Here is a 22499-nt window from a genome sequence, read left to right as displayed (position 1 = left end):
CGTATCCCAATCCCGGAGAATCACGATGAAAGCCCCCGTTCGAGTTGCCGTTACCGGCGCCGCTGGCCAGATCGGCTATGCCTTGCTGTTCCGCATCGCCGCCGGCGACATGCTGGGTCCGGACCAGCCGGTGATCCTGCACCTGCTGGAAATCACCCCGGCGCTGCCCGCGCTGCAGGGCGTGGTGATGGAGCTGAATGACTGCGCGTTCCCAACCCTGGCTGGCGTGGTTGCCACCGACGACGCCAACGTCGCATTCAAGGACGTTGACTACGCGCTGCTGGTCGGCGCCCGTCCGCGCGGCCCGGGCATGGAGCGCAAGGACCTGCTGGAGGCGAACGGTGCCATCTTCGGCCCGCAGGGCAAGGCGCTCAACGCCCACGCCAAGCGTGACGTGAAGGTGCTGGTGGTCGGCAACCCGGCCAACACCAATGCGCTGATCGCCCAGCAGAACGCGCCGGACCTGGACCCGAAGTGCTTCACCGCGATGGTCCGCCTCGACCACAACCGCGCCAAGAGCCAGCTGGCCGAGAAGACCGGCAAGCACAACACCGACGTGAAAAAGATGATCATCTGGGGCAACCACAGCTCCACCCAGTATCCGGACCTGCACCACGCCACCGTCGACGGCAAGCCGGCGCTGTCGCTGGTCGACCAGGCCTGGTACGAGAGCGACTTCATCCCCACCGTGCAGCAGCGCGGCGCGGCGATCATCAAGGCGCGCGGCGCTTCCTCCGCGGCCTCGGCCGCCTCGGCCGCAATCGACCACATGCGCACCTGGGCGCTGGGCACGGCAGAGGGCGACTGGGTTTCGATGGGCATTCCGTCGGACGGTTCTTACGGCATCGCCCCGGGCGTGATCTACGGCTACCCGGTGACGGTGAAGGATGGCAAGTACGCCATCGTGCAGGGTCTGGAAATCGGCGCGTTCTCGCGCGCCCGCATGGACGCCACCGACAAGGAACTGCGCGAGGAGCGCGCCGGCGTCGAGCACCTGTTTGCCAGGAAGTAAGCGCTGCGGTTCATCGCGTGCGAACGAGGGCGGCCATGGGCCGCCCTCTTGGTTTCTGTCCGGGGCTGCTCTGGCCGTCGGCGACTACGACCATCGTCGCGATGATGCCGCCGGCGGCGTGTTCTAGGCTTGCGGCAACGAAGCCCGGAGCCTGCCCCATGCGTTACGAGGATTTCTACCGGCAGTCGGTCGACGAGCCGGAGCAGTTCTGGGCCGAGCAGGCGCGAATGATCCACTGGGATTCGCCGCCGCGGCAGATCCTTGACCAGTCGAACCCGCCGTTCCGGCGCTGGTTTGTCGGCGGTACCACCAACCTCTGTTACAACGCGATCGACCGGCACCTGGCCGAGCGACCGGAACAGTTGGCGCTGGTGGCGATCTCCAGCGAAACCGGGATCACCCGCGAGTTCACCTACCGCCAGCTGTATCGCGAGGTGAACACGTTTGCCGCGGTGCTGCAGTCGCTGGGCGTGGGCAAGGGTGATCGCGTGGTGATCTACCTGCCGAACATGGCCGAGGCGGTGTTCGCGATGCTGGCGTGCGCGCGCATCGGCGCAATCCATTCGGTGGTATTCGGCGGCTTCGCCGCGCACAACCTGGCGCTGCGCATCGACGACGCGCAGCCGAAGCTGCTGGTCTGCGCCGATGCCGGCATGCGTGCGGGCAACGTGATTCCGTACAAGCCGCTGGTCGACGCGGCGCTGAACGAGTCCTCCGCACCGCCGCCGCACGTGCTGATCGTCGATCGCAAGCTGGATCCGCAGATGACCCGGGTGCCCGGGCGCGACCTCGACTACGCCGAGCTGCGCGCGCGCCACGAGGGTGCCGAGGTGCCGGTGGCGTGGCTGGAATCGAACGAACCAAGCTACCTCCTGTACACCTCCGGCACCACCGGCAAACCGAAGGGCGTGCAGCGCGACGTGGGCGGCTACGCGGTGGCGATGGCACTGTCGATCCGCACCGTGTTCGACATCGCGCCGGGGCAGGTGATGTTCGCCACCTCGGACGTGGGCTGGGCGGTGGGGCATTCGTACAATGTCTATGGGCCGCTGATCGGCGGCGCCACCTCGCTGCTGTACGAGGGCCTGCCCACGCGGCCGGATGCAGGCATCTGGTGGCAGCTGTGCGAGCGCTACAACGTGCGTACGATGTTCTCTTCGCCCACCGCGATCCGCGTGCTGAAGAAGCAGGATGAGAGCTGGCTGAAGAAGTACGACCTGTCGAAACTGAAGTGGCTGTTCCTCGCCGGAGAGCCGCTGGACGAGCCGACCGCGCAGTGGATCACCGACGCGCTCGGCGTGCCGGTGATCGACAACTACTGGCAGACCGAGACCGGTTGGCCGGCGATCACCCTGATGCCGGGGCTGGAGCTGAAGACGGTGAAATTCGGCTCGCCCGGCCTGCCGGCGCCGGGCTACCGGATGAAGGTGATCGACGAGAATACCGGCAAGGAAGTTGCCGCCGGCAGCAAGGGCGTGCTGGTGTTCCAGCTGCCGCTGCCGCCGGGCTGCCTGACCACCGTGTGGCGCGACGACGACCGCTACGTGCACAGCTACTTCAGCCACTTCCGCGAGTTGTTGTACAGCTCGCTGGACTGGGCGGTTCGCGATGAGGACGGCTACACGTTCGTGCTCGGCCGCACCGACGATGTGATCAACGTGGCCGGGCACCGCCTCGGTACGCGCGAGATCGAGGAGTCGGTGGCCAGCCACCCCGCGGTGGCCGAAGCGGCGGTGATCGGCGTGAAGGACGAGCTGAAAGGGCAGGTGCCGATCGTGTTCGCCACGCTGAAGCAGGATACCGGCGACGGCGCCCATGCGGTGGCGCAGGCGATGCAGCAGCGCGTGGTCGACCAGCTCGGCGGCGTGGCGAAACCGTCGCGTGTCTACGTGGTGAACGCGCTGCCGAAGACCCGCTCCGGCAAGCTGCTGCGCCGCTCGCTGCAGGCGCTGGCGGAGCAACGCGACCCGGGCGATTTGTCCACGCTGGACGACCCGGGCGCGCTCGACGATATCCGTCGTGCGCTGGAACGCGGACCCGACCAGGGTTGATGACGTAGGGCGGGCACGGCCCGCCGGTTCGCTTTGTGCCGTGATTGGCAGTGGATCAAGAGCGGCGGGCAGTGCCCGCCCTACAAAGCGGCGATCAGGCCGCTACCGCTTTCTTTTCCACTGCCGCCAGCGGGCTGCGGATCAGGTGGTCGAACGCACTCAGCGCGGCAGTGGAACCGGCGCCCATCGCGATCACGATCTGCTTGTACGGCACGGTGGTGGCATCGCCGGCGGCGAACACGCCGGGCAGCGAGGTCTGGCCCCGCGCATCGATCACGATCTCGCCGCGTGGGCTGAGTTCTAGCGTGCCCTTCAACCATTCGGTGTTCGGCAGCAGGCCGATCTGCACGAAGATGCCTTCCAGTGCGAGGCTGTGCATCATGCCGTCGGCGCGGTCCTTGTAGACCAGGCCGGTGACCCTCTGGCCGTCGCCCAGCACTTCGGTGCTCTGCGCACTGACGATCACGTCGACGTTGGGCAGGCTGCGCAGCTTGCGCTGCAGCACTTCGTCCGCACGCAACTTGCCGTCGAACTCGATCAGAGTGACGTGGGCCACGATGCCGGCCAGGTCGATCGCCGCCTCCACGCCGGAGTTGCCGCCACCGATCACCGCCACGCGCTTGCCCTTGAACAGCGGACCGTCACAGTGCGGGCAGTAGGCCACGCCCTTGTTGCGGTACTCCTCTTCGCCGGGTACGCCCATCTGCCGCCAGCGCGCGCCGGTGGAAAGGATCACGGTCTTCGACTTCAGCGTGGCGCCGCTGGCCAATTCGATTTCGATCAACCCGCCCGGTTCGCTGGCCGGCACCAGCTTCTCGGCGCGTTGCAGGTTCATCACGTCCACGTCGTATTCGTGCACGTGCTGCTCCAGCGCCGCGCCCAGTTTTGGGCCTTCGGTGTACGGCACGGAGATGAAGTTCTCGATCGCCATGGTGTCCAGTACCTGGCCGCCGAAACGCTCGGCCGCCACGCCAGTGCGGATGCCCTTGCGCGCGGCATAGATTGCCGCCGCGGCGCCGGCGGGCCCGCCGCCGACGACGAGCACGTCGAACGCGCCCTTGGTCTTGATCTTCTCGGCCTCGCGGACGCTGGCGCCGGTGTCGAGCTTGGCCAGGATCTGCTCCAGGCTCATGCGGCCCTGGTCGAACACTTCGCCGTTGAGATAGACGGTGGGCACCGACATCACCTGGCGCGCCTCGACCTCGTCCTGGTACAAGGCGCCGTCGATGGCCACGTGCTGGATGCGCGGGTTGAGCACGCTCATCAGGTTCAGCGCCTGCACCACGTCGGGGCAGTTCTGGCAGGACAGCGAGAAATAGGTCTCGAACTTGTAATCGCCATCGAGATTGCGTACCTGCTCGATCACCTCGGCCGCGGCCTTGGACGGATGGCCGCCGACCTGCAGCAGGGCGAGCACGAGCGAGGTGAATTCATGGCCCAGCGGAATGCCGGCGAAGCGCACGCCGATGTCGCTGCCGACACGGTTGATTGCGAACGAGGGCTTGCGTGCGTTGTCGTCGCGGCGCACCAGGCTGATGCGGTCGGACAGCGAGGCGATCTGTTCGAGCAGTTCGTTCAGTTCGGCGGACTTGGCGCTGTCGTCAAGGGACGCAACGATCTCGATCGGCTGCGTGACCTTTTCCAGATAGGCCTTCAACTGGGTAGAGAGATTGGCATCCAACATGGCAACTCCGTGGGTTTCTTCAGGGTGAGTGCGGCCGGCACCCGGGCGGGCCGGGCGTTGCTTCGCAGTCGTGTTCCGGTGGGGCGGGCCCGGAAGAACTCCGGGCCCGCGGCGCATGGCGCGGTGACGCTTAGATCTTGCCGACCAGGTCCAGCGACGGAGCCAGGGTCTTCTCGCCTTCCTTCCACTTGGCCGGGCAGACTTCGCCCGGGTGGCTGGCGACGTACTGCGCGGCCTTGACCTTGCGCAGCAGTTCCTTGGCGTCGCGGCCGATGCCGCCGGCGGTGATCTCGACGATCTGGATCTTGCCCGCCGGGTCGATCACGAAGGTGCCGCGATCGGCGATGCCGTCGGCTTCGATCAGCACGTCGAAATTGCGCGAGAGCTGGTGGGTCGGGTCGCCGACCATGGTGTACTGGATCTTCTTCACCGCGTCCGAGGTGTCGTGCCAGGCCTTGTGCGCGAAGTGGGTGTCGGTGGACACCGAGTAGATCTCCACGCCCAGCTTCTGGAACTCGGCATAGTTGTCGGCCAGGTCCTCAAGCTCCGTCGGGCAGACGAAGGTGAAGTCGGCGGGGTAGAAGAACACGACCGACCACTTGCCCTTCAGGTTGGCGTCGGTGACTTCGATGAACTTGCCAGCCTTGAGGGCCTGGGCCTTGAACGGTTTCACTTCGGTGTTGATCAGGGACATCGTTGCTTGCTTCCCATGGTGGTTGGAGGATGCAGAGATGTTACGGCCCGTGGTTGGATAAATCTAATTGATTGTTGACATGGGTTCGATTGGCTAAAACTATCGATTGAACCATACACATATGAGGCCGGACGGGGCGACCTCAAGCCCCGCCCGTCCAGTCATGCCGTGCGCGAATGGGGTTACGGTGCCGCAGCGAGGCGGTCGCGCAGCTGGTAATCGACCACGGTGGCGGTGACGATGTCGCTGCCCACGTTCACCGTGGTGCGCATCATGTCGAGGATGCGGTCGACGCCGATGATGATGCCGATGCCCTCGGGCGGAATGCCGAAGGTGGCCAGCAGACCGGCGATCATCGGCAGCGAGCCGCCTGGTATGCCGGCCACGGCTACCGCGCTGAGCACCGACAGCAGCATCAGGATGGCCTGGTGGCTCAGGCTCAGTTCCACGCCGAATGCCTGCGCCACGAACAGCACCACGCAGCCCTCGAACAGTGCGGTGCCGCTCATGTTCATGGTTGCGCCAAGCGGCAGCACGAAGCCGGCCGTGCTGGGGTTGAGCTCCAACTCGTCGTGCGCCACCGCCAGCGAGGCGGGCAGGCACGCGCTGCTGGAACTGGTCGAGAACGCGGTGATCAGCAGCGGCCGGATCTGCCGGAAATAAGCCAGCGGTGAGCGTCCGGCGAGGAAGCGCAACCACAACGACATCGTGCCGAACAGGTGCAACGCCAGCGCCACGGTGCAGCCGACCACGAACACCGACAGCGCCAGCAACACGTCCACGCCGACCTTGACGATCACGCTGTAGATCATCGCCGGCACCGCATAGGGGGCCAGTTCCAGCGCGAAGCCGACGATCTTGGTCATCAGGTCGGTGATCGTGTCCAGCGCCATCTGCACCCGCTTGCGCTCCTTCTCGCGCAACTGGGTGGCCGCGGCGCCGACCAGGATCGCGAACAGAATCAGCGGCAGCACGTCGCCCAGCGCGTCGCGGCTGGGGCCCGCCACTGCGCCGAGCAGGTTGCGCGGCATGAACATCTCCACCAGCGTGCCAAAACTCACGCCGGGTTGGGCCGCCTTTTTGTTGATCGTCTGCTGCGCGCTGCTGCCGTATTCCTGCATCAGCTGGCTGCGCGCCTCCTCGCTCAGGTGATGGCCCGGCTGCACCGTGTTCATCATCACCAGGCCGATCGCCACGGCGATGCCCATGTTGAGGAAGAACAGCAGGAAGGTCCGGCCGGCCAGCGGACCGAGCCGGTCCAGCCGGCCGAGCTGGGCCACGCCGGAGGCCAGCGAGGTGAACACCAGCGGGATCACCACGAAGAACAGCATGCGCAGGAAGATCTGCCCGAACGGGTCGAACACCGCGCCGGAGATCTTCTGCATCAGCGCCAGCGTGGGCGGATGCCACTGGCCGATGCCCAGCGTGGCCACGGCGGCGACCACGCCAATCACGAGGCCCCAGAGGATGCGTTTTGCGAGAGGAGTCGATGTGCTCATCCGGTTGAATGTACGGGGCCATGGCGGATTCGTCACGCAGGAATTTTCGCTGCCCGCGGCCCCGGCCCCGGCCACGCCGACGCCCTGGCGGCACGCAGGTGTGGCGGAAAGTCCAATCCCGGTTGCGGACGGGCATGGGCTAAAATGGCCGCTTTGACGGAGGCCATATGACGCAGCCAGCATCCCCGGGCGCACGTTTTCGCGCCGCACTCGCCGCCGAGCAGCCCCTGCAGGTCATGGGTGCGATCACCGCTTACGCCGGCCTGATGGCAAAACGCGTCGGCTACAAGGCGCTGTACCTGTCTGGCGGCGGCGTGGCCGCCAATTCGCTGGGCATACCGGATCTGGGCATCAGCACGATGGAAGACGTGCTCACCGACGCGCGCCGTATCGTCGACGCCACCGGTCTGCCGCTGCTGGTCGACATCGACACCGGCTGGGGTGGGGCGTTCAACATTGCGCGCACGATCCGCTCGTTCGAGCGCATCGGCGTGGCGGCCGTGCACATGGAAGACCAGGTGGGGCAGAAGCGTTGCGGCCACCGTCCCGGCAAGGAAGTGGTGTCGAAGGACGAGATGGTCGACCGGGTGAAGGCGGCGGTCGACGCGCGCACCGACCCCGGCTTCGTGCTCATGGCGCGCACCGATGCGGCGGCCGTCGAAGGCATCGACGCGGCGATCGAGCGCGCGGTGGCCTACGTCGAGGCTGGCGCCGACATGATCTTCCCCGAGGCAATGAAGACGCTGGCCGATTACCGCAAGTTCAAGGCCGCGGTGAAAGTGCCGATCCTGGCCAACCTCACCGAGTTCGGTTCCACCCCGTTCTTCACCACCGACGAATTGCGCGACGCCGGCGTGGACATCGCGCTGTACTGCTGCGGCGCCTACCGCGCGATGAACAAGGCGGCGCTGAATTTCTACGAGACCGTGCGCCGCGAAGGCACGCAGAAGAACATCATCGACACTTTGCAGACGCGCGAGGAGCTGTACGACTTCCTCGGTTACCACGCTTACGAGGACAAACTCGACGCGCTGTTCTCGAAGCAAAGCTGACCCTTGCCGTAGGGGGGCCGTGGCGGGCCTCCGCCGAAAAGCACCAACCTGCACCCTGGAGATTACCGATGAGCGAGCAAGTCCTACCCAAGGCCAAGAAATCCGTCGCCCTGTCCGGCGTGGCCGCGGGCAACACCGCGCTGTGCACGGTCGGCCGCAGCGGCAACGATCTGCATTACCGCGGCTACGACATCCACGATCTGGCCGCCAAGGGCTGCTTCGAGGAGGTGGCCTACCTGCTGGTGCATGGCGTGCTGCCGAACTGGACCGAACTGAACAACTACCGTGCGCGGCTGAAGCGCCTGCGCGGCCTGCCGGCGCCGGTGAAAGCGGCGATGGAACTGCTGCCGGCCGCCACCCATCCGATGGACGTGCTGCGCACCGGCTGCTCGGTGCTCGGCACCGTGCTGCCGGAGAAGGACGACCACAACGTCACCGGCGCGCGTGACATCGCCGACCGCCTGATGGCCAGCTTCGGCTCGATGCTGCTGTACTGGTACCACTTCAGCCACAACGGCAAGCGCATCGAGACCGAGACCGACGACGACTCGATCGCCGCCCACTTCCTGCATCTGCTGCATGGCAGGAAGCCCAGCGAGCTGCATGCGCAGGCGCTGGACAAGTCGCTGGTGCTGTACGCCGAGCACGAGTTCAACGCCTCGACCTTCGCTGCGCGAGTCATCGCCGGCACCGGTTCGGACATGTATTCAGCGATCACCGGCGCGATCGGTGCGCTGCGCGGTCCGAAGCACGGCGGTGCGAACGAGGTGGCGATGGAGATCATCGCGCGCTACCGCAACGCGAACGATGCCGAAGCCGACATCCGTGCCCGCGTCGAGCGCAAGGAGATCATCATCGGCTTCGGCCACCCGGTCTACACGGTGTCCGATCCGCGCAACGAGATCATCAAGGAAGTCTCGCGCAAGCTGTGCACCGACGGCGGCAATCCGACCCTGTTCGACGTGTCCGAACGGATCGAGAAGGTGATGGGCGAGGTCAAGAAGATGTTCCCGAACCTCGACTGGTTCTCCGCCAGCGCCTACCACATGATGGGCGTGCCCACCGCCATGTTCACGCCGCTGTTCGTGATCTCGCGCACCTCCGGCTGGAGCGCGCACGTGATCGAGCAGCGCCAGGACGGCAAGATCATCCGCCCCAGCGCGAACTACACCGGCCCGGAAGACCAGGCCTACGTGCCGATCGACAAGCGCTAGGCAGACATTTTTCCGATACGGAAAGGGGAGCCGCGAGGCTCCCCTTTCCGTATCGGCGAGGTGAAAACCGGTTGAGCCGAAACGTGCCCGGGATTTTCGACGAGCTTGGCCAGGCTCGCCGTGTGGTGGTCTGGATGGCCTCAGTCAGCGGACAACTTCAGGCGCCGCCGTCGCCGCTGCACCAGCCAGCCGCCGCCGCAGATGGCGAGCACCGCCAGCGCATCCAGCGCGTACTTCACCCAAACGTGCGCGTCGAACCAGCCGCTGAGCAACTGGTCGTGGGCGATCATGCGCCCGGCGGTGATCGCGATCGCCGCGGCGCCGATGTACATGATGACGGGGAAGCGGTCGATCAGTTTCAGGATCAGGGTCGAGCCCCAGACCACCAGCGGCACGCTGATCAGCAGGCCCAGGATGACCAGCAACAGGTGTCCCTTCGAGGCGCCGGCGATCGCCAGTACGTTGTCCAGGCCCATCAACGCGTCGGCAGCGATGATCGTGCGCAGTGCGCTCCAGAACGTGTTGCCGGCCTTGATGTCGGGTCCGTGCTCGTCGCCGTGGTTCAGCAGATTCCAGGCGATCGGTAGCAGCAGCACGCCACCGGCCAGCATCAGCCCGGGCAGCTTCAGCAGGTAGACCACGATGGCGGTGAGCGCAAAACGGACCGCGACGGCACCGAAGGTGCCCCAGAACACCGCTTTCTTCTGCAGTTCGCGGGGCAGGCGGCTGGCAGCCATGGCGATGACGATGGCGTTGTCACCGGCCAGTACGAGGTCGAGCAGGACGATGGCCAGCAGGCCGGAGAAGAAATCGGGAGCAGTGAAATGCATGGATGGTTCCGTGCGCGTCGGACGATGCAGCGGGCACGGACACGCGCGGCCCGTGGCCACCGCAAAAGTCTCGTTCGCAGGACGACTGCCGGGTGACCGGAGCGAGGACTCGCTCGTGTTGACGATCACTTCACCGCTACAGGTGGGCCTGTCGCGGGAACTACTCCCTTTTGGGCGAGCGGGAATTGTCGGGGCGCGGCATGGTCGCGGTCAAGCGACGCACGGGGCGTCCTTCCTCCCGCAGTCGGCTAAAATAGCGGTTTCCCCTGCCGCGAGATTCCAGCATGAGTGCGCACGACATCCGTTCCGCCGTCCGCCCCGATCCCGACCAGCCGATGGTCGACATCGCCAACTACGTGGCCGATTACCGGATCGACTCGAAGGAGGCCTACGACACCGCGCGCTACATGCTGCTCGACTCGCTGGCCACCGCGATGATGGCGATGAAGTTTCCCGAGTGCGTGAAGCACCTTGGCCCGCTGGTGCCGGGTGCCACGCTGCCGGGCGGCGCCCGCGTGCCGGGCACCAGCCACGAGCTGGATCCGGTGCAGGCTGCATTCGCGATCGGCACGCAGATCCGCTGGCTCGACTTCAACGACACCTGGCTGGCGGCCGAGTGGGGGCATCCGTCGGACAACCTGGGCAGCATCCTGGCGGTGGGCGATTATCTCAGCCGCAAGGCGGAGCGCGAGGGCGGCCAGCCGCTGACCGTGCGCGACGCGCTGGGCTACGCGATCAAGGCGCACGAGATCCAGGGCTGCTACGCGCTGCTGAACAGCTTCAACCGGGTCGGCCAGGACCATGTGATCCTGGTGCGGTTGGCCTCCACCGCGGTGGCCACCGCGATGCTCGGCGGCGACAAGGAGCAGATCACCACTGCCGTGTCGCACAGCTGGATCGACAACGGCGCATTGCGCACCTATCGCCATGCGCCGAACACCGGCCCGCGCAAGAGCTGGGCTGCCGGTGACGCTTGCCGCCGCGCGGTGACCCATGCCATCAACGCGGTCTACCGCAGCGTGGTCGGCTATCCGTCGGCGTTGTCGGCGAAGACCTGGGGCTTCTACGACGTGGCGTTCAAGGGCAAGCCGTTCGAGTTCGAGCGCCCGTTCGGCAGCTACGTGATGGAGAACGTGCTGTTCAAGATCAGCTACCCGGCCGAATTCCATGCGCAGACCGCGGTGGAGTGCGCGATGAAGCTGCACGGCGAAGTGGCGGGCCGGCTCGACCAGGTCGAGAAGATCGTCATCGAGACGCAGGAAGCCGGCTGCCGCATCATCGACAAGACCGGCCCGCTGGCGAACTACGCCGACCGCGATCACTGCATCCAGTACATGGTGGCGGTGCCGCTGATCTTCGGCCGGCTGGTGGCCAGCGACTACAACGACGACGTGGCCGCCGATCCCCGCATCGATACGCTGCGCGACAGGATGACGGTGGTCGAGAATCCGCAATTCACGCGCGACTACTTCGACCCGGCCAAGCGCTACATCGGCAATTCGGTGCAGGTGTTCTTCAAGGACGGCAGCAGCACGGAAAAGGTTTCGATCGATTATCCGATCGGCCACCGCAAGCGCCGCGCCGAAGGTATTCCGGTGCTGCTGCAGAAGTTCGAGGCGGCCATGCGCGGCCATTTGCCCGCGCATCAGGTCAAGGCGATCATGGCTGCCGTAGAAGACCCCACACGGCTGGATGCAATGTCATTGCATCACTTCCTGGGGCTCTTCACATTGTAAAGACGGTGTGAGTGGAAGATTAAGACCGGGACGATGCAAACTTTCCTGAACGAAGTTTCACCGGCCAATAGGACGTCGGCGGTCGAAGTATTTCCTGCTTAACGATTTTGCTACAATCCCCGCCGCTTGCCGCCTAACCGCCAAGCAGGGGCTGTCGAAAAGCTCTGAGTGACGTAGTTCAGTTCTGACATGCGACTTCCGGTTAGGGTTGAACGGACGCGAAATCTAATAAATGAGGAGACACCTGATGAAACGTAAGGGCTTGTATTTTCTGATCGCGCTGGCCCTGGGCGGCGTAGGTGCCGTTCATGCGCAGGACACGACTGCTCCCGCCGCCACCGAATCGACCACCTCGTCGTATGACGGGCGCTGGTATATCGCGCCCACCGTGGGCGGTTATTACAATGACACTGATCGCAATACCAACAGCCGCCAGTTCTATTACGGGCTGGGCGTGGGTCGGTTCATTTCGCCGAATGCGTCGATTGATCTTTTCGCGGACCGCACCAAGCGCGATCGCGATTCCCAGGTCGGTGGTGGCAGTTGGTCCAATAATACGGTTGGCGCCGCGGTGCGTTTCTATGCGGGCGACTGGAACGCCTGGCGCCCGTACGTGCTGGCCGGCGTGATGGGCAGCAACCACCATTCGCACGGTGACAGCGGCTGGTCGCCGGCTGCCGAAGTGGGCGGCGGCGTGTCCAAGACGATCACCGACAGTTCCGACGTGCGCATTGAAGCCGGCTACCGCTATGACTGGGACGACAAGACTCAGCCGGCGCAGGACGGTTATGGCGATTGGTTCCTGGGCTTCAGCATCGTGTCGCGCTTCGGCGCTCCGGCGGCCGCCCCGGCTCCGGTTGCGGCAACCCCGCCGCCGGCCGACTGCTCGACGATGGACAGCGATGGCGACGGCGTCAACGACTGTGACGACAAGTGCCCCGGTACGGCTGCCGGCACGATCGTCGGCCCGGATGGCTGCCCGCAGAAGGTCGTGATCGACCTGCGCGGCGTGAACTTCAAGTACGATCGCCCGAAGAAGGGCGAGACCGACATCTCGAAGTCGCTGGCCGAGCCGAGCGCCGACTCGATCGCCGTACTGAACCAGGCTATCGACACTCTGCAGCGCTACCCGCAGGTGAAGGTGACGGTTGCCGGTTACACCGACTCGAAGGGCACCGACGAGTACAACCAGGCCCTGTCCGAGCGTCGCGCCTCGATCGTCTACAACTACCTGACCAGCCACGGCATCGCTGCCAGCCGTCTGGAAGGACCGATCGGTCATGGCGAGAGCAACCCGATCGGCGACAACGCTACCGACTCCGGTCGCGCGCAGAACCGTCGTACGGAGCTGCAGGTTCAGCAGTAACCGAACCGCGACAACGCAGTAATGAAAAAACCCGGCTTCGGCCGGGTTTTTTTCTGTCGAGCGCCAATGCAGGGTGCGTCTTCTTGTCGCACTGCGGTCCCGACCTATACGCTGGTGCAATGCCTCGCCCACCTTCTCCTCGCTCCGTCCGTCCTGCGGCATCCGCGCAACAGCCACGCCATGGGTTGGCCCGCGTGTTGTCCAAACTGGGTGCCTGCTCGCGCAGCCAGGCCGAGCAGTGGGTCCGCGCCGGTCGGGTCAGCCTGGACGGCCGTGTGGTGCGCGACCCGTATCACCCGACCTTGATCGATCGGCAGCAGGTTGCCGTCGATGGCCAGCCGGTGAAGCCGGCCGAGCGCATCTATGTCGCCTTCAACAAGCCGCGCGGGCTTGTGGTCAGTACGGCCGACGAGCATGACCGCGCGACGGTCTACACCACGCTGGCGGCCGCCGGCTTGCCGTGGCTGGGTCCGGTCGGACGACTGGACAAGGCCAGCGAAGGCCTGCTGCTGCTCAGCAACGACACCGTCTGGGCCGCCGGCATCACCAACCCGGCCACGCATCTGGACAAGACCTACCATGTACAGGTATCCGGCCTGCCGGATGCCGCAGTGCTGGCCGCGATGCTGGAGGGTATCGACGATGCCGGCGATTTGCTGAAAGCGCGACGGGTCGCGTTGTTGCGCACGGGCGAGAAGAATGCCTGGCTTGAAGTGGTGCTGGACGAGGGCCGCAACCGGCATGTCCGCCGGCTGCTGGCCGCCCTGGGTTTCGACGTGCTGCGCCTGATCCGGGTATCCATCGGACCGCTTGCGCTGGGCGAACTCGCGAAAGGGCAGTGGCGACAGCTGAGTGCGGATGAAGTGGGAGCGCTCGACACCCGCAAAGGCTGAGTGCCGTCAGCCGCCGATCACGCCCAGCTTCCGGCCCACCTTGGTGAATGCGGCGATGGCCCGGTCGAGATGCTCGCGGGTGTGTGCCGCGCTCATCTGGGTGCGGATACGCGCCTGGCCCTGCGGCACTACGGGGTAGAAGAAACCGGTGACGTAGATGCCTTCGTCCAGCAGGGCAGCGGCCATCGCCTGCGCCTTCGGCGCGTCGTAGATCATCACTGGCACGATCGGGTGCACGCCCGGCTTGATGTCGAAGCCGGCGGCGGTCATCCGATCGCGGAAGTAGCGGGTGTTTTCCCTGAGCTTCTCGCGCAGCTCGCCCGCGCTGGAGAGCATGTCGAACACCTTGATCGCCGCAGCGACCACGTGCGGCGGCAGCGAGTTGGAGAACAGGTACGGGCGCGAGCGCTGGCGCAGCAGCTCGATCACTTCCCTGCGGCCGGTGGTGAAGCCGCCCAGCGCGCCACCGAGCGCCTTGCCCAGCGTGCCGGTGAAGATGTCGATCTTGTCCATCACGCCGTTGACCTCGGCCGAGCCGCGGCCGCTGTCGCCGAGGAAACCGGTGCAGTGGCATTCGTCGATGTGCACCATGGCGTCGTACTTCGCCGCCAGCGCAGTGATCTGGTCGAGCTTGGCGATGAAGCCGTCCATCGAGAACGCGCCATCGGTCGAGATCAGCTTGGTGCGTGCGCCGGCCGCATCGGCGGCCTGCAGCTGCTGCTCCAGGTCGGCCATGTCGCTGTTGGCGTAGCGAAAGCGCTTGGCCTTGCACAGGCGGATGCCGTCGATGATCGAGGCGTGGTTCAGCGCGTCGGAGATCACCGCGTCCTGCTCGCCCAGCAGCGGTTCGAACAGACCGCCGTTGGCGTCGAAGCAGGCGGCGTAGAGGATGCTGTCCTCGGTGCCGAAGAACTCGGCGATCTTCGCTTCCAGCTGCTTGTGCAGGTCCTGCGTGCCGCAGATGAAGCGCACGCTGGCCATGCCGAAACCGTGCGTGTCCAGCGCGTCCTTGGCGGCCTGGATCACTGCAGGATGGTCGGCCAGGCCAAGGTAGTTGTTGGCGCAGAAATTCAGCACCCTGCGGCCGCCTTGCAGCTCGATCTCGGCGGATTGCGGCGAGGTGATGATGCGCTCGGCCTTGAACAGGCCCTGTTCGCGAATGGCGTCGAGTTCGCTGGCGTAGCGCGCCTTGGCTGAGTAGCTCATGGGGAATTCCCGCCGGTGGGCAAAACGCTATTTTGACCGCTTGGCGCCGTGCTGGGAAGGAAGCCACGGCGCCGAGCCTATGAGCGCTACTGCTTCAGGCCGAAATCCACGCGCGTGGTCTTGCCCTTGTCGTCGATGCCCTGGGCGTCGAGCTTGGGTTCCTGCAGCGACATGCGCGTGTCGTCCAGCTTGCCTTTCAGCCAGGCCTGCACCGCCGCGGCGCGGCGCTCGGCCAGCGCGTGCATGGCCTTGGCGTCCACCGGCACGCCGGTTTCCATCAGGCTGCGCATCTCGTCGGGTTCGAGCGATTTTTTCAGGCCGAGGAAGTTGCGCGGCTTGTCCTGGAGGTCGTCGTGGCGATAGGCGCGCTTGAGGTATTTCTCGTATTCGTCGGGGGTGACGTCGACCGTGGCCAGCGCCGCATCCGAGGTGTCGGCGTTCTTGCCCGCGGTGTCTAGCGCCTTCTCGCGGCGCACCAGGTTGTCCACCGTGACCTTGCGCAGGCCGTCCTGGTCCTTGCTCGGGTCGACCCGGCCGACGATGCCGAGCTTCAGCGACGGCTTCTGCTGCAGCAGCGCCACGATCTTGCCCAGACGTTCCTGCGCCTTCGCGTCGAGCACCGCGGAACCCGGCGCGAACTCGACGTAGCCAAGGTCCTCATGGCCGCCGAAGGCGCCGGCCAGCAGGCGGAACGGCGCGGTGACAGCCTTGGCGATCAGGTTGCCGAAGGCGCGCCAGATCATTCCGCCCAGGCTGAACTGTGGATCGTCCAGCGAGCCGGACACCGGCACGTTCACGTCGATGTTGCCCTGAGTGTCCTTGAGCAGTGCCACCGCCAGCTTCACCGGCAGATGCCTGATGCCGGGGCTCTCGCTGCGCTCGCCGAAGGTGAGCTGGGTGATGAAGATGTGGTTGTCGGCGTTGAGCTTGCGCTGGTCCAGCATGTAGTGGACGTCTGCGCTGAGTTTGCCGGCGGTGATTGGATAGCCGGTGTACTTGGTGGAGTAGGCGGCCAGGCGGGTGAGCTCCACCTCGTTGGCCTTGCCCTTGATGTCCAGGAACGCCACCGGCTGCAGCGGGTTGATGCTGCCGTCGATGTCCACCGGCGAGCTGTCGTCCAGCGCCGCCTGCACCGACAGCGCGGCCGGCGGATCGCCCGGAGTGGTGCCGAACGCGCCGATCCGGCCGGTGAGCTTGGTGAGGTTGGCGGTGTAGTTGGGCTTGATGAAGTTGTCGGTGTAGTTGAGCTGGCCGTTGACCAGGGTAATGCCGCCGATACGGATGTCGGCCGGGGGCGCTGCCGGTGTCGCGGCTGCCGCGACCGACGTACTGGTGACCGCCGCCGGTGCGGACGGCGCCGGCTTCGGCGGCGGCGCGGTCGGCGTGGTAGTGGCGCGGGTCACCGACACCGGCGCGGCCTCTGGCGAGGCGACCACGTCGGACAGGTTCAGCTTGCCGTCCGCGTTGATGATCATGCGTGCATAGAACGAGGTGAGCACCAGGGAGCCGAGGTGCATGCGCGGCGCACCCCGGCCGATCTCGGCGTCGAGGTTCGAGACGTTGAGCGTGCGCCAGCGCAGGAAGTCGTCGCCGGTGAGCTTGTCCTGCACGCGCACGCGCTCCAGCGCGGCGTTGCCGCGGTAGCGCAGCTTCGGCGTGTCGCCGCGGCCGTCGTAGTGCAGCTTGCCGTTGCTGGTGACCTGGGCGCCGGCCACGACGACGTTCAGCGACACGCTGATGTACGGCTCGAAGCGGGCGATGTCCAGTTGTCTGGTGGACAGTTGCAGGTCGGCGCCCAGTGGCGAGGGCCGCAGCTTGCCGGAGGCGGTGAAGCTGCCGCGGTCGATGGCGCCTTCCAGCTTGAACGGGCGCGCCTCGCCCAGCTTGTCGTCCAGCTCGTCGAGGTTGCCCTTGAGCGATTTCAGCTGCACGACGACGGGCTTGCCACCAACCGCCTGGTCGGTGAAGTCGACCGCGCCGCCGTCGAGGCCCAGGTGGGCGATGCTCCAGCGCCAGGGCGCGCCCGGGTCCGCTGCGGCCTTCCGCGGGGCCCCCGGCGGCGCGAGCAGTTCCAGCAGGCTGATCGCGCCGTTGCGCCGGCGCTGCACGTCCAGGCTGAGGCCGCTGGCGGTGACCGCGCCCAGCTGCGCCTGGCGACTGGCCAGGTCGAGCAGGCGGATCTCCGCTTCCAGCCTGTTCCACGCCAGCGGGGTGCCGTGCTCCTTCGACGCCGTTTCGAGCGCGAAGTCGCTGACCGCGGCGCGCGCATCGGCCAGATGCACGTTGACGGCCTTGCCCCAGTCGAGCTGCAGCTGGCCATCGGCGTCGAGCTTGCCCTTGGTCACCCGTGCGGCCATCGGCGGCGCCATCGCCTGTAGCGGGGCCACGTCCACTTGGTTGAGGCCGAGATGGGCCGCCAGCCGGCTGGCGGCCAGATCCAGCGTGCCCTTGGCCGACAGCTCGCCGCCGCCCAGCCGGGCGGCCAGGTCGATCCGGCCGGCGGGCGCCGGTTGCAGGCTCAGGCCCTGCAGGCTGCCGTGCAGACCGTCGAGGGCCAGCTCGTGCTGCGTGGCGTCGGTGTAGCGAATGGCGCTGTTCGTCAGCGCCAGCGAGGCGATGCGCAGGTCGGTCGGCGTTGCCGTGGCGGTGGAGGCGGGCGGTGCCGGGCTGGCGGTGAAGTTGTCGAAGTTGCTGTGGCCACCGGCACCCTGGGTGTAGTGCAGGCGGGCCTGGTCCAGCCGCAGCGCGCCCAACCGGTAGCGCGCGAGCAGCGGCTGCACGTCGACCAGCTCGGCGTTGCCGTGGCCGAGTTCGAGGATCGGCTCGCCACGGTTGCTGGCCAGCGCAAAGTCATCCAGTTGCAGGTGGCCGGTCAGTTGCAGTTGCGGCGTGGGCTTGGTCTGCACGAAGTGCAGGTCGAGATTCCCGCCGAGTTGCCCCTTGGGGATGGCCAGCGGCAGCGGCGTGGGGGTGTAGGCCAGGTAGCGGGGCAGGTCCAACTGCTCGAACTGGAAATGCATCACCGTTTCGCGGGTATCGGCGAACGGCCTGGTCTGGCCGTCGACGCGCAGCGGGCTGCCGTCCACACGCAGCGACAGTAGTGGCTGCACGAACACGTCGGTGTCGCTGGGCAGGTTGGCGATGAAGGGGATGCCCAGTTCCAGCTGCTCGACGTGGTGGCTGGCCTTGCCCAGCTGGTCGTCGAACTGGATGTCGCCGGCGTGCACGGTGATGTTGGACAGCGCGAAGCGTGCCGGCGGCGCCTTCGGATCGGCGGGCTTCGCGGCGTAGCGCTCCACCAGGTCGGTGAAGTTGAAGCGCCCGTCCGCGGTGCGCACGATGCGGATCCGCGGGTGCTGCAGGCGCAACTCGTCCAGTACCGGCGCGCGGCGGAACAGCGAGGTCCAGGAGGCGTTGATCACCGCCTGGTCGATGTCCACGAACGGCGAGCGGCCGTCGCGGTCGGCGATATGCAGGCGGTCCAGCTGCAGACGCAGGGTGTAGGGATTGAAGTGCACCGCGCCCAGCGTCACCGGTCGCGACAGCGCCGCGCTGGCGCGCTTCTCGATCTGGCCGCGGATGATCGGCGGCGCGGCGAAGAAGCCGAGCAGGCCAAACACCACCAGCACGACGGTGGCGATCAGTGTGGCCTTGCGCGCGCGGTGCGAGCGGTACAGCTGCCGGGCCTTGTCGCGGGCCGCCGCCAGGCGGGCACCTGCCATGGAGCGAAGGGCGTTCATGCGGACTTTCCGGTGGCGTCATGGACCGGCGGCACCCGCCGGGCACTTCCTGCAGCCGGCAGCGACCGGCCGCAGGAAGTTTACGCAGGTGCCGTGAAACCGGCGATGACAGACGGCGACCGTCGTCCGCGCTCGTTCAGCTCCAGGAGCAGACCACCTTGCCGCAGCTGCCGGCGTCCATCAGGTCGAAGCCTTTCTGGAAGTCGTCGATGCGGATCTGGTGGGTGAGCACCTTCTGCAGCGGGAAGCCGGTCAGCACCATCTGGGTCATCTTGTACCAGGTCTCGTACATGCGCCGGCCGTAGATGCCCTGCAGGGTGAGGCCCTTGAAGATCACCTTGTCCCAGTCGATGCCGGCGCCCTTGGGCTGGATGCCGAGCAGGGCGATCTTGCCGCCGTGGTACATGCAGTCGAGCATGTCATTGAACGCGCGCGGGTTGCCGCTCATCTCCAGGCCCACGTCGAAGCCTTCCATGTGCAGGTCCTTCATCACGTCCTTCAGCGACTGGCTCGCCACGTTCACCACGCGGGTGGCACCCATGTCGGCCGCCAGCTTCAGGCGGTAGTCGTTGACGTCGGTGACCACCACGTTGCGCGCGCCCACGTGCTTGGCGATGCCGGCAGCGATGATGCCGATCGGGCCGGCGCCGGTGATCAGTACGTCCTCGCCGATCAGGTCGAACTCCAGCGCGCAGTGCGCAGCGTTGCCGTACGGGTCGAAGAACGCGGCCAGCTCGGACGGGATCTGGTCAGGGATCGGCCACAGGTTCGAGGCCGGCATGGTCATATACTCGGCGAACGCGCCGTTGCGGTTCACGCCGATGCCGACGGTGTTCGGGCACAGGTGCTGGCGGCCGGCGCGGCAATTGCGGCAATGCCCGCAGACGATGTGGCCCTCGGCCGAGACGCGGTCGCCGACCTTGTAGCCGGTTACGCCCGGGCCGACCTCCACGATGCGGCCGACGAACTCGTGGCCGATGGTGAGGCCCGGCTTGATCGTGCGCTGGCTCCACTCGTCCCACTTGTAGATGTGCAGGTCGGTGCCGCAGATGGCGGTCTTCTCGATCTTGATCAGCACCTCGTTCGGGCCAGCCTCGGGCAGCGGCACTTCTTCCATCCAGATGCCCTGTTCGGGCTTGCGCTTGACCAGGGCTTTCATCATCTGAGGCATGGGAATTTCCGTGGGGAGAGGCAGGTAAACAGGCATTATAGGAGGCGCGCGGGAGGCCGGCGTCGTGCAGTGCAGCGTTGTGATCCCGAACCCGTGCTTTTACTGTCGCAAGACTATGCGTCACGGAACGGAGCGGGCGAATGCATTTGAGCACGATGGCGAGTGTGGTCGGGGCGGCGACGCCGAAGCAGCGGTGGCATTCTGTCGTTTCATCGCTGGCACTGATGGTGTGCCTGGCAGCGATGCCGGCGGCGCGGGCGGCGCCGGACCAGGGGGCCGGGAGCCCGCTGCAGTTCCGCATCACGGAAGGGAACATCGAGAACGCGTTTTTCCAGGACGGCCCCGTCGCGGCCCATCTGCTGCTCAGCTCCGGCGAGAAGCCGCGCGTGCTGGTGGCGTTTCCGGCCGGCAACAGCGGTGCAGGCGTCTGGTTCGAGCCGACCGACAAACCGGTGCACTGGTCCCTGGGGCCGGTGACGGGCCAGCAGCGCAGCGTGGAGGGTCACGCCTGGAACGGCATCGTCGCCGATGCCAGTGTCACGGCTGATCGCTTGGTGCTGACGGATGCCGTGCTCGGCAGCATCCGCGTGTTGCGCGACTACCAGCTCGGCCAGGGTTACGCCGCACAGGTGACGGCCACGCCGAAGATCGTCGCCACGCCGCAGCTCGCCGAACGCTCGGTCCGCTGGCAGCGCCAGCGGCTGGACGGCGCACCGGGTTACGCCATCGCGCTGAGCACGGACAACGGCCGCTTCGTCCGCGAGGGCGGGCACATCGTGCTGCGCCCGGATCGCGCGGGCGAGGCGCTGCGCCTGCGCATCGAGGCCAGCACCGGCGAGACGCCGCTGACCCCGTTCGCCAACCTGCTCAACGACCATGCGCAACCCGATCTGCGCAGCCGCGAGGCATTGCAGTTCCTCAGCTACCGCGAGAAATTCCTCGCCGGCTCCTGGCGTTTCGATACCTATTTCGGGCGCGATACGCTGATGTCGCTGCGCCTGCTGATGCCGGTGCTGCAGCCGGCCGCGGTCGACGCGGGGATCGCCTCGGTGCTGGCGCGTCTCTCGCCGGATGGCCAGGTCGCGCACGAGGAGGGCGTCGGCGAGTTCGCGGTGCTGCAGCACCTCAAGGACGAGGGCAAGCCGTCGGCTGCGCCGATCTACGATTACACGATGATCGACGGCAACTACATGCTGCCGCCGGTCGCGGCCGCATGGTTGCTGGAGGATCCGCGCGGCCGCGAAGGCGCCCGCGCCTTCCTGGCCGGCAAGCTCGGGACAGGGCGGCAGGGTGATGCGCTGGTGCGCAACCTGCTGTTCGTTGCCGCCAGCAGCGAAGCATTCGCGCACAAACCGGTGTACACGAACCTGATCGCGCTCAAACCCGGCGCGAAGGTCGGGCAATGGCGCGACAGCAACGAGGGTATCGGCCGTGGCCGCTATCCGTACGACGTCAACGCGGTCTGGATGCCGGCCGCGCTGCGCGCGATCGGCCAGTTCCTCGACGCCGGCCTGCTGGATGGCTACACCACGCCGGCACAACGCGAGCGCCTGCACGCAGCCGCGGCCGGCGCTGGCGACTGGGAACAGCACGCCAGTGCCCTGTTCACCGTGCACCTGTCCAGCAAGCTCGCTAGCGGCCAGGTGCGCGATTACGCCAGGCAGATCGGCGTGTCCGATGCCTCCGCCCTGAAGGCCATGGGCGGCGCCGGCGTGGAATTCCCCGCCATCGCGCTGGATGCGCAGGGCAAGCCGATTCCGGTGCTGCATTCGGACGAGGGTTTCCGCTTGTTGTTCGGCAAGCCTGACCCGGCCGTGCTGGATCGCGATGTGGTCGGCCTGATGCGGCCGTTCCCGGCGGGCCTGATGACGGACGTGGGCATGCTGGTCGCCAACCCCGCCTACGCCGATCGCGAGGTGTGGTCGCGCTTTGGCAACAACGCGTACCACGGCACCGTGGTCTGGGCCTGGCAGCAGGCCATCATGGCTGCCGGCCTGAAGCGCCAGCTGGCCCGCGCCGACCTGTCCGTCCCCACCCGTCAGCACCTGGAGGCGGCACAGTCCGAGCTGTGGCGGGCAATCTGCGCGGCTGGCGCGGTGCGTACCTCGGAGCTGTGGTCCTGGTCATACGCCGACGGCCATTACCGCATCGAACCGTTCGGTGCCGAAGGCGCGCACGAGGACGAATCCAACGCTGCGCAGCTGTGGAGCACGGTGTTCCTGGCGCTGCCGCCGCCGGCCGGGCAGTCCTGCCGCTGAGCGTCTCCGATGCCGGCCGCCATCGTGCGGCTTGGCATCGGTTTCCTCGGGGATGTCGACCAAGCGGCAGTGTGCGATGCAGCGTTACCCTCG

The 22499-nt window shown here is 66.6% G+C and carries 15 protein-coding genes; 8 read left to right on the top strand and 7 right to left on the bottom strand.

Features of this window, described 5'->3' with window-relative positions; translation table 11 throughout:
* The first annotated feature begins 25 nt into the window (after nucleotides 1-25).
* On the top strand, nucleotides 26-1012 hold the full coding sequence (locus UUA_RS10360; RefSeq protein WP_008436568.1) for a malate dehydrogenase: 987 nt from the start codon (nucleotides 26-28) through the stop codon (nucleotides 1010-1012).
* Nucleotides 1013-1170: 158 nt separating this feature from the next.
* Nucleotides 1171-3063 carry a propionate--CoA ligase gene (gene prpE, locus UUA_RS10355; protein ID WP_008436567.1) on the top strand — a complete coding sequence of 631 codons (1893 nt, stop codon included), beginning with the start codon at nucleotides 1171-1173 and terminating at the stop codon, nucleotides 3061-3063.
* A gap of 94 nt (nucleotides 3064-3157) precedes the next feature.
* On the opposite strand, the gene ahpF is transcribed toward prpE, so the two are convergent.
* The 3 genes from ahpF to UUA_RS10340 all read right to left on the bottom strand — a co-directional run bounded on the left by ahpF (nucleotide 3158) and on the right by UUA_RS10340 (nucleotide 6940).
* Nucleotides 3158-4747, bottom strand: coding sequence for an alkyl hydroperoxide reductase subunit F (ahpF, locus tag UUA_RS10350; RefSeq protein WP_008436566.1), 1590 nt, complete (start codon nucleotides 4745-4747; stop codon nucleotides 3158-3160).
* A gap of 130 nt (nucleotides 4748-4877) precedes the next feature.
* Complete coding sequence (gene ahpC, locus UUA_RS10345; RefSeq protein WP_008436565.1) at nucleotides 4878-5441, bottom strand: alkyl hydroperoxide reductase subunit C; 564 nt, start codon at nucleotides 5439-5441, stop codon at nucleotides 4878-4880.
* Nucleotides 5442-5623: 182 nt separating this feature from the next.
* On the bottom strand, nucleotides 5624-6940 hold the full coding sequence (locus UUA_RS10340; RefSeq protein ID WP_081491531.1) for a dicarboxylate/amino acid:cation symporter: 1317 nt from the start codon (nucleotides 6938-6940) through the stop codon (nucleotides 5624-5626).
* Between the two features lie 167 nt (nucleotides 6941-7107).
* On the opposite strand from UUA_RS10340, the gene prpB reads away from it, so the two are divergent.
* Entirely contained in the window at nucleotides 7108-7992 is an 885-nt protein-coding gene (prpB, locus tag UUA_RS10335; protein ID WP_008436563.1) for a methylisocitrate lyase, read from the top strand.
* A gap of 68 nt (nucleotides 7993-8060) precedes the next feature.
* Nucleotides 8061-9206: a bifunctional 2-methylcitrate synthase/citrate synthase gene (gene prpC, locus UUA_RS10330; RefSeq protein WP_008436562.1), complete on the top strand. Its 1146-nt coding sequence runs from the start codon at nucleotides 8061-8063 to the stop codon at nucleotides 9204-9206.
* Between the two features lie 140 nt (nucleotides 9207-9346).
* On the opposite strand, the gene UUA_RS10325 is transcribed toward prpC, so the two are convergent.
* Complete coding sequence (locus UUA_RS10325) at nucleotides 9347-10036, bottom strand: TerC family protein (protein ID WP_008436561.1); 690 nt, start codon at nucleotides 10034-10036, stop codon at nucleotides 9347-9349.
* 284 nt (nucleotides 10037-10320) lie between these two features.
* On the opposite strand from UUA_RS10325, the gene UUA_RS10320 reads away from it, so the two are divergent.
* The 3 genes from UUA_RS10320 to UUA_RS10310 all read left to right on the top strand — a co-directional run bounded on the left by UUA_RS10320 (nucleotide 10321) and on the right by UUA_RS10310 (nucleotide 14031).
* A complete protein-coding gene (locus UUA_RS10320; protein ID WP_008436559.1) occupies nucleotides 10321-11772 on the top strand; it encodes a bifunctional 2-methylcitrate dehydratase/aconitate hydratase in 1452 nt (483 codons plus the stop codon).
* Nucleotides 11773-12019: 247 nt separating this feature from the next.
* Entirely contained in the window at nucleotides 12020-13138 is a 1119-nt protein-coding gene (locus UUA_RS10315) for an OmpA family protein (protein WP_008436558.1), read from the top strand.
* A gap of 119 nt (nucleotides 13139-13257) precedes the next feature.
* The gene (locus tag UUA_RS10310; protein WP_050981853.1) at nucleotides 13258-14031 is read left to right on the top strand and encodes a pseudouridine synthase; all 774 of its coding nucleotides are present in this window, start codon (nucleotides 13258-13260) and stop codon (nucleotides 14029-14031) included.
* A 6-nt stretch (nucleotides 14032-14037) separates the two neighbouring features.
* On the opposite strand, the gene kbl is transcribed toward UUA_RS10310, so the two are convergent.
* The 3 genes from kbl to tdh form a co-directional block, all read right to left on the bottom strand.
* A complete protein-coding gene (gene kbl, locus UUA_RS10305; protein ID WP_008436556.1) occupies nucleotides 14038-15237 on the bottom strand; it encodes a glycine C-acetyltransferase in 1200 nt (399 codons plus the stop codon).
* Between the two features lie 86 nt (nucleotides 15238-15323).
* A complete protein-coding gene (locus UUA_RS10300; RefSeq protein WP_008436555.1) occupies nucleotides 15324-18977 on the bottom strand; it encodes a DUF748 domain-containing protein in 3654 nt (1217 codons plus the stop codon).
* A gap of 136 nt (nucleotides 18978-19113) precedes the next feature.
* A complete protein-coding gene (gene tdh, locus UUA_RS10295; protein ID WP_008436554.1) occupies nucleotides 19114-20136 on the bottom strand; it encodes an L-threonine 3-dehydrogenase in 1023 nt (340 codons plus the stop codon).
* A 152-nt stretch (nucleotides 20137-20288) separates the two neighbouring features.
* Between tdh and UUA_RS10290 the strand changes: the two genes are divergently transcribed.
* Entirely contained in the window at nucleotides 20289-22406 is a 2118-nt protein-coding gene (locus tag UUA_RS10290) for a hypothetical protein (RefSeq protein ID WP_008436553.1), read from the top strand.
* The last annotated feature ends 93 nt before the right edge of the window (nucleotides 22407-22499 follow it).

Origin of the sequence: Rhodanobacter thiooxydans LCS2 (assembly GCF_000264375.1) — a bacterium.
GTDB lineage: Bacteria > Pseudomonadota > Gammaproteobacteria > Xanthomonadales > Rhodanobacteraceae > Rhodanobacter > Rhodanobacter thiooxydans.
Note: the sequence above shows the minus strand (reverse complement) of the source record. Positions and strands in the feature narration are given on the sequence as shown.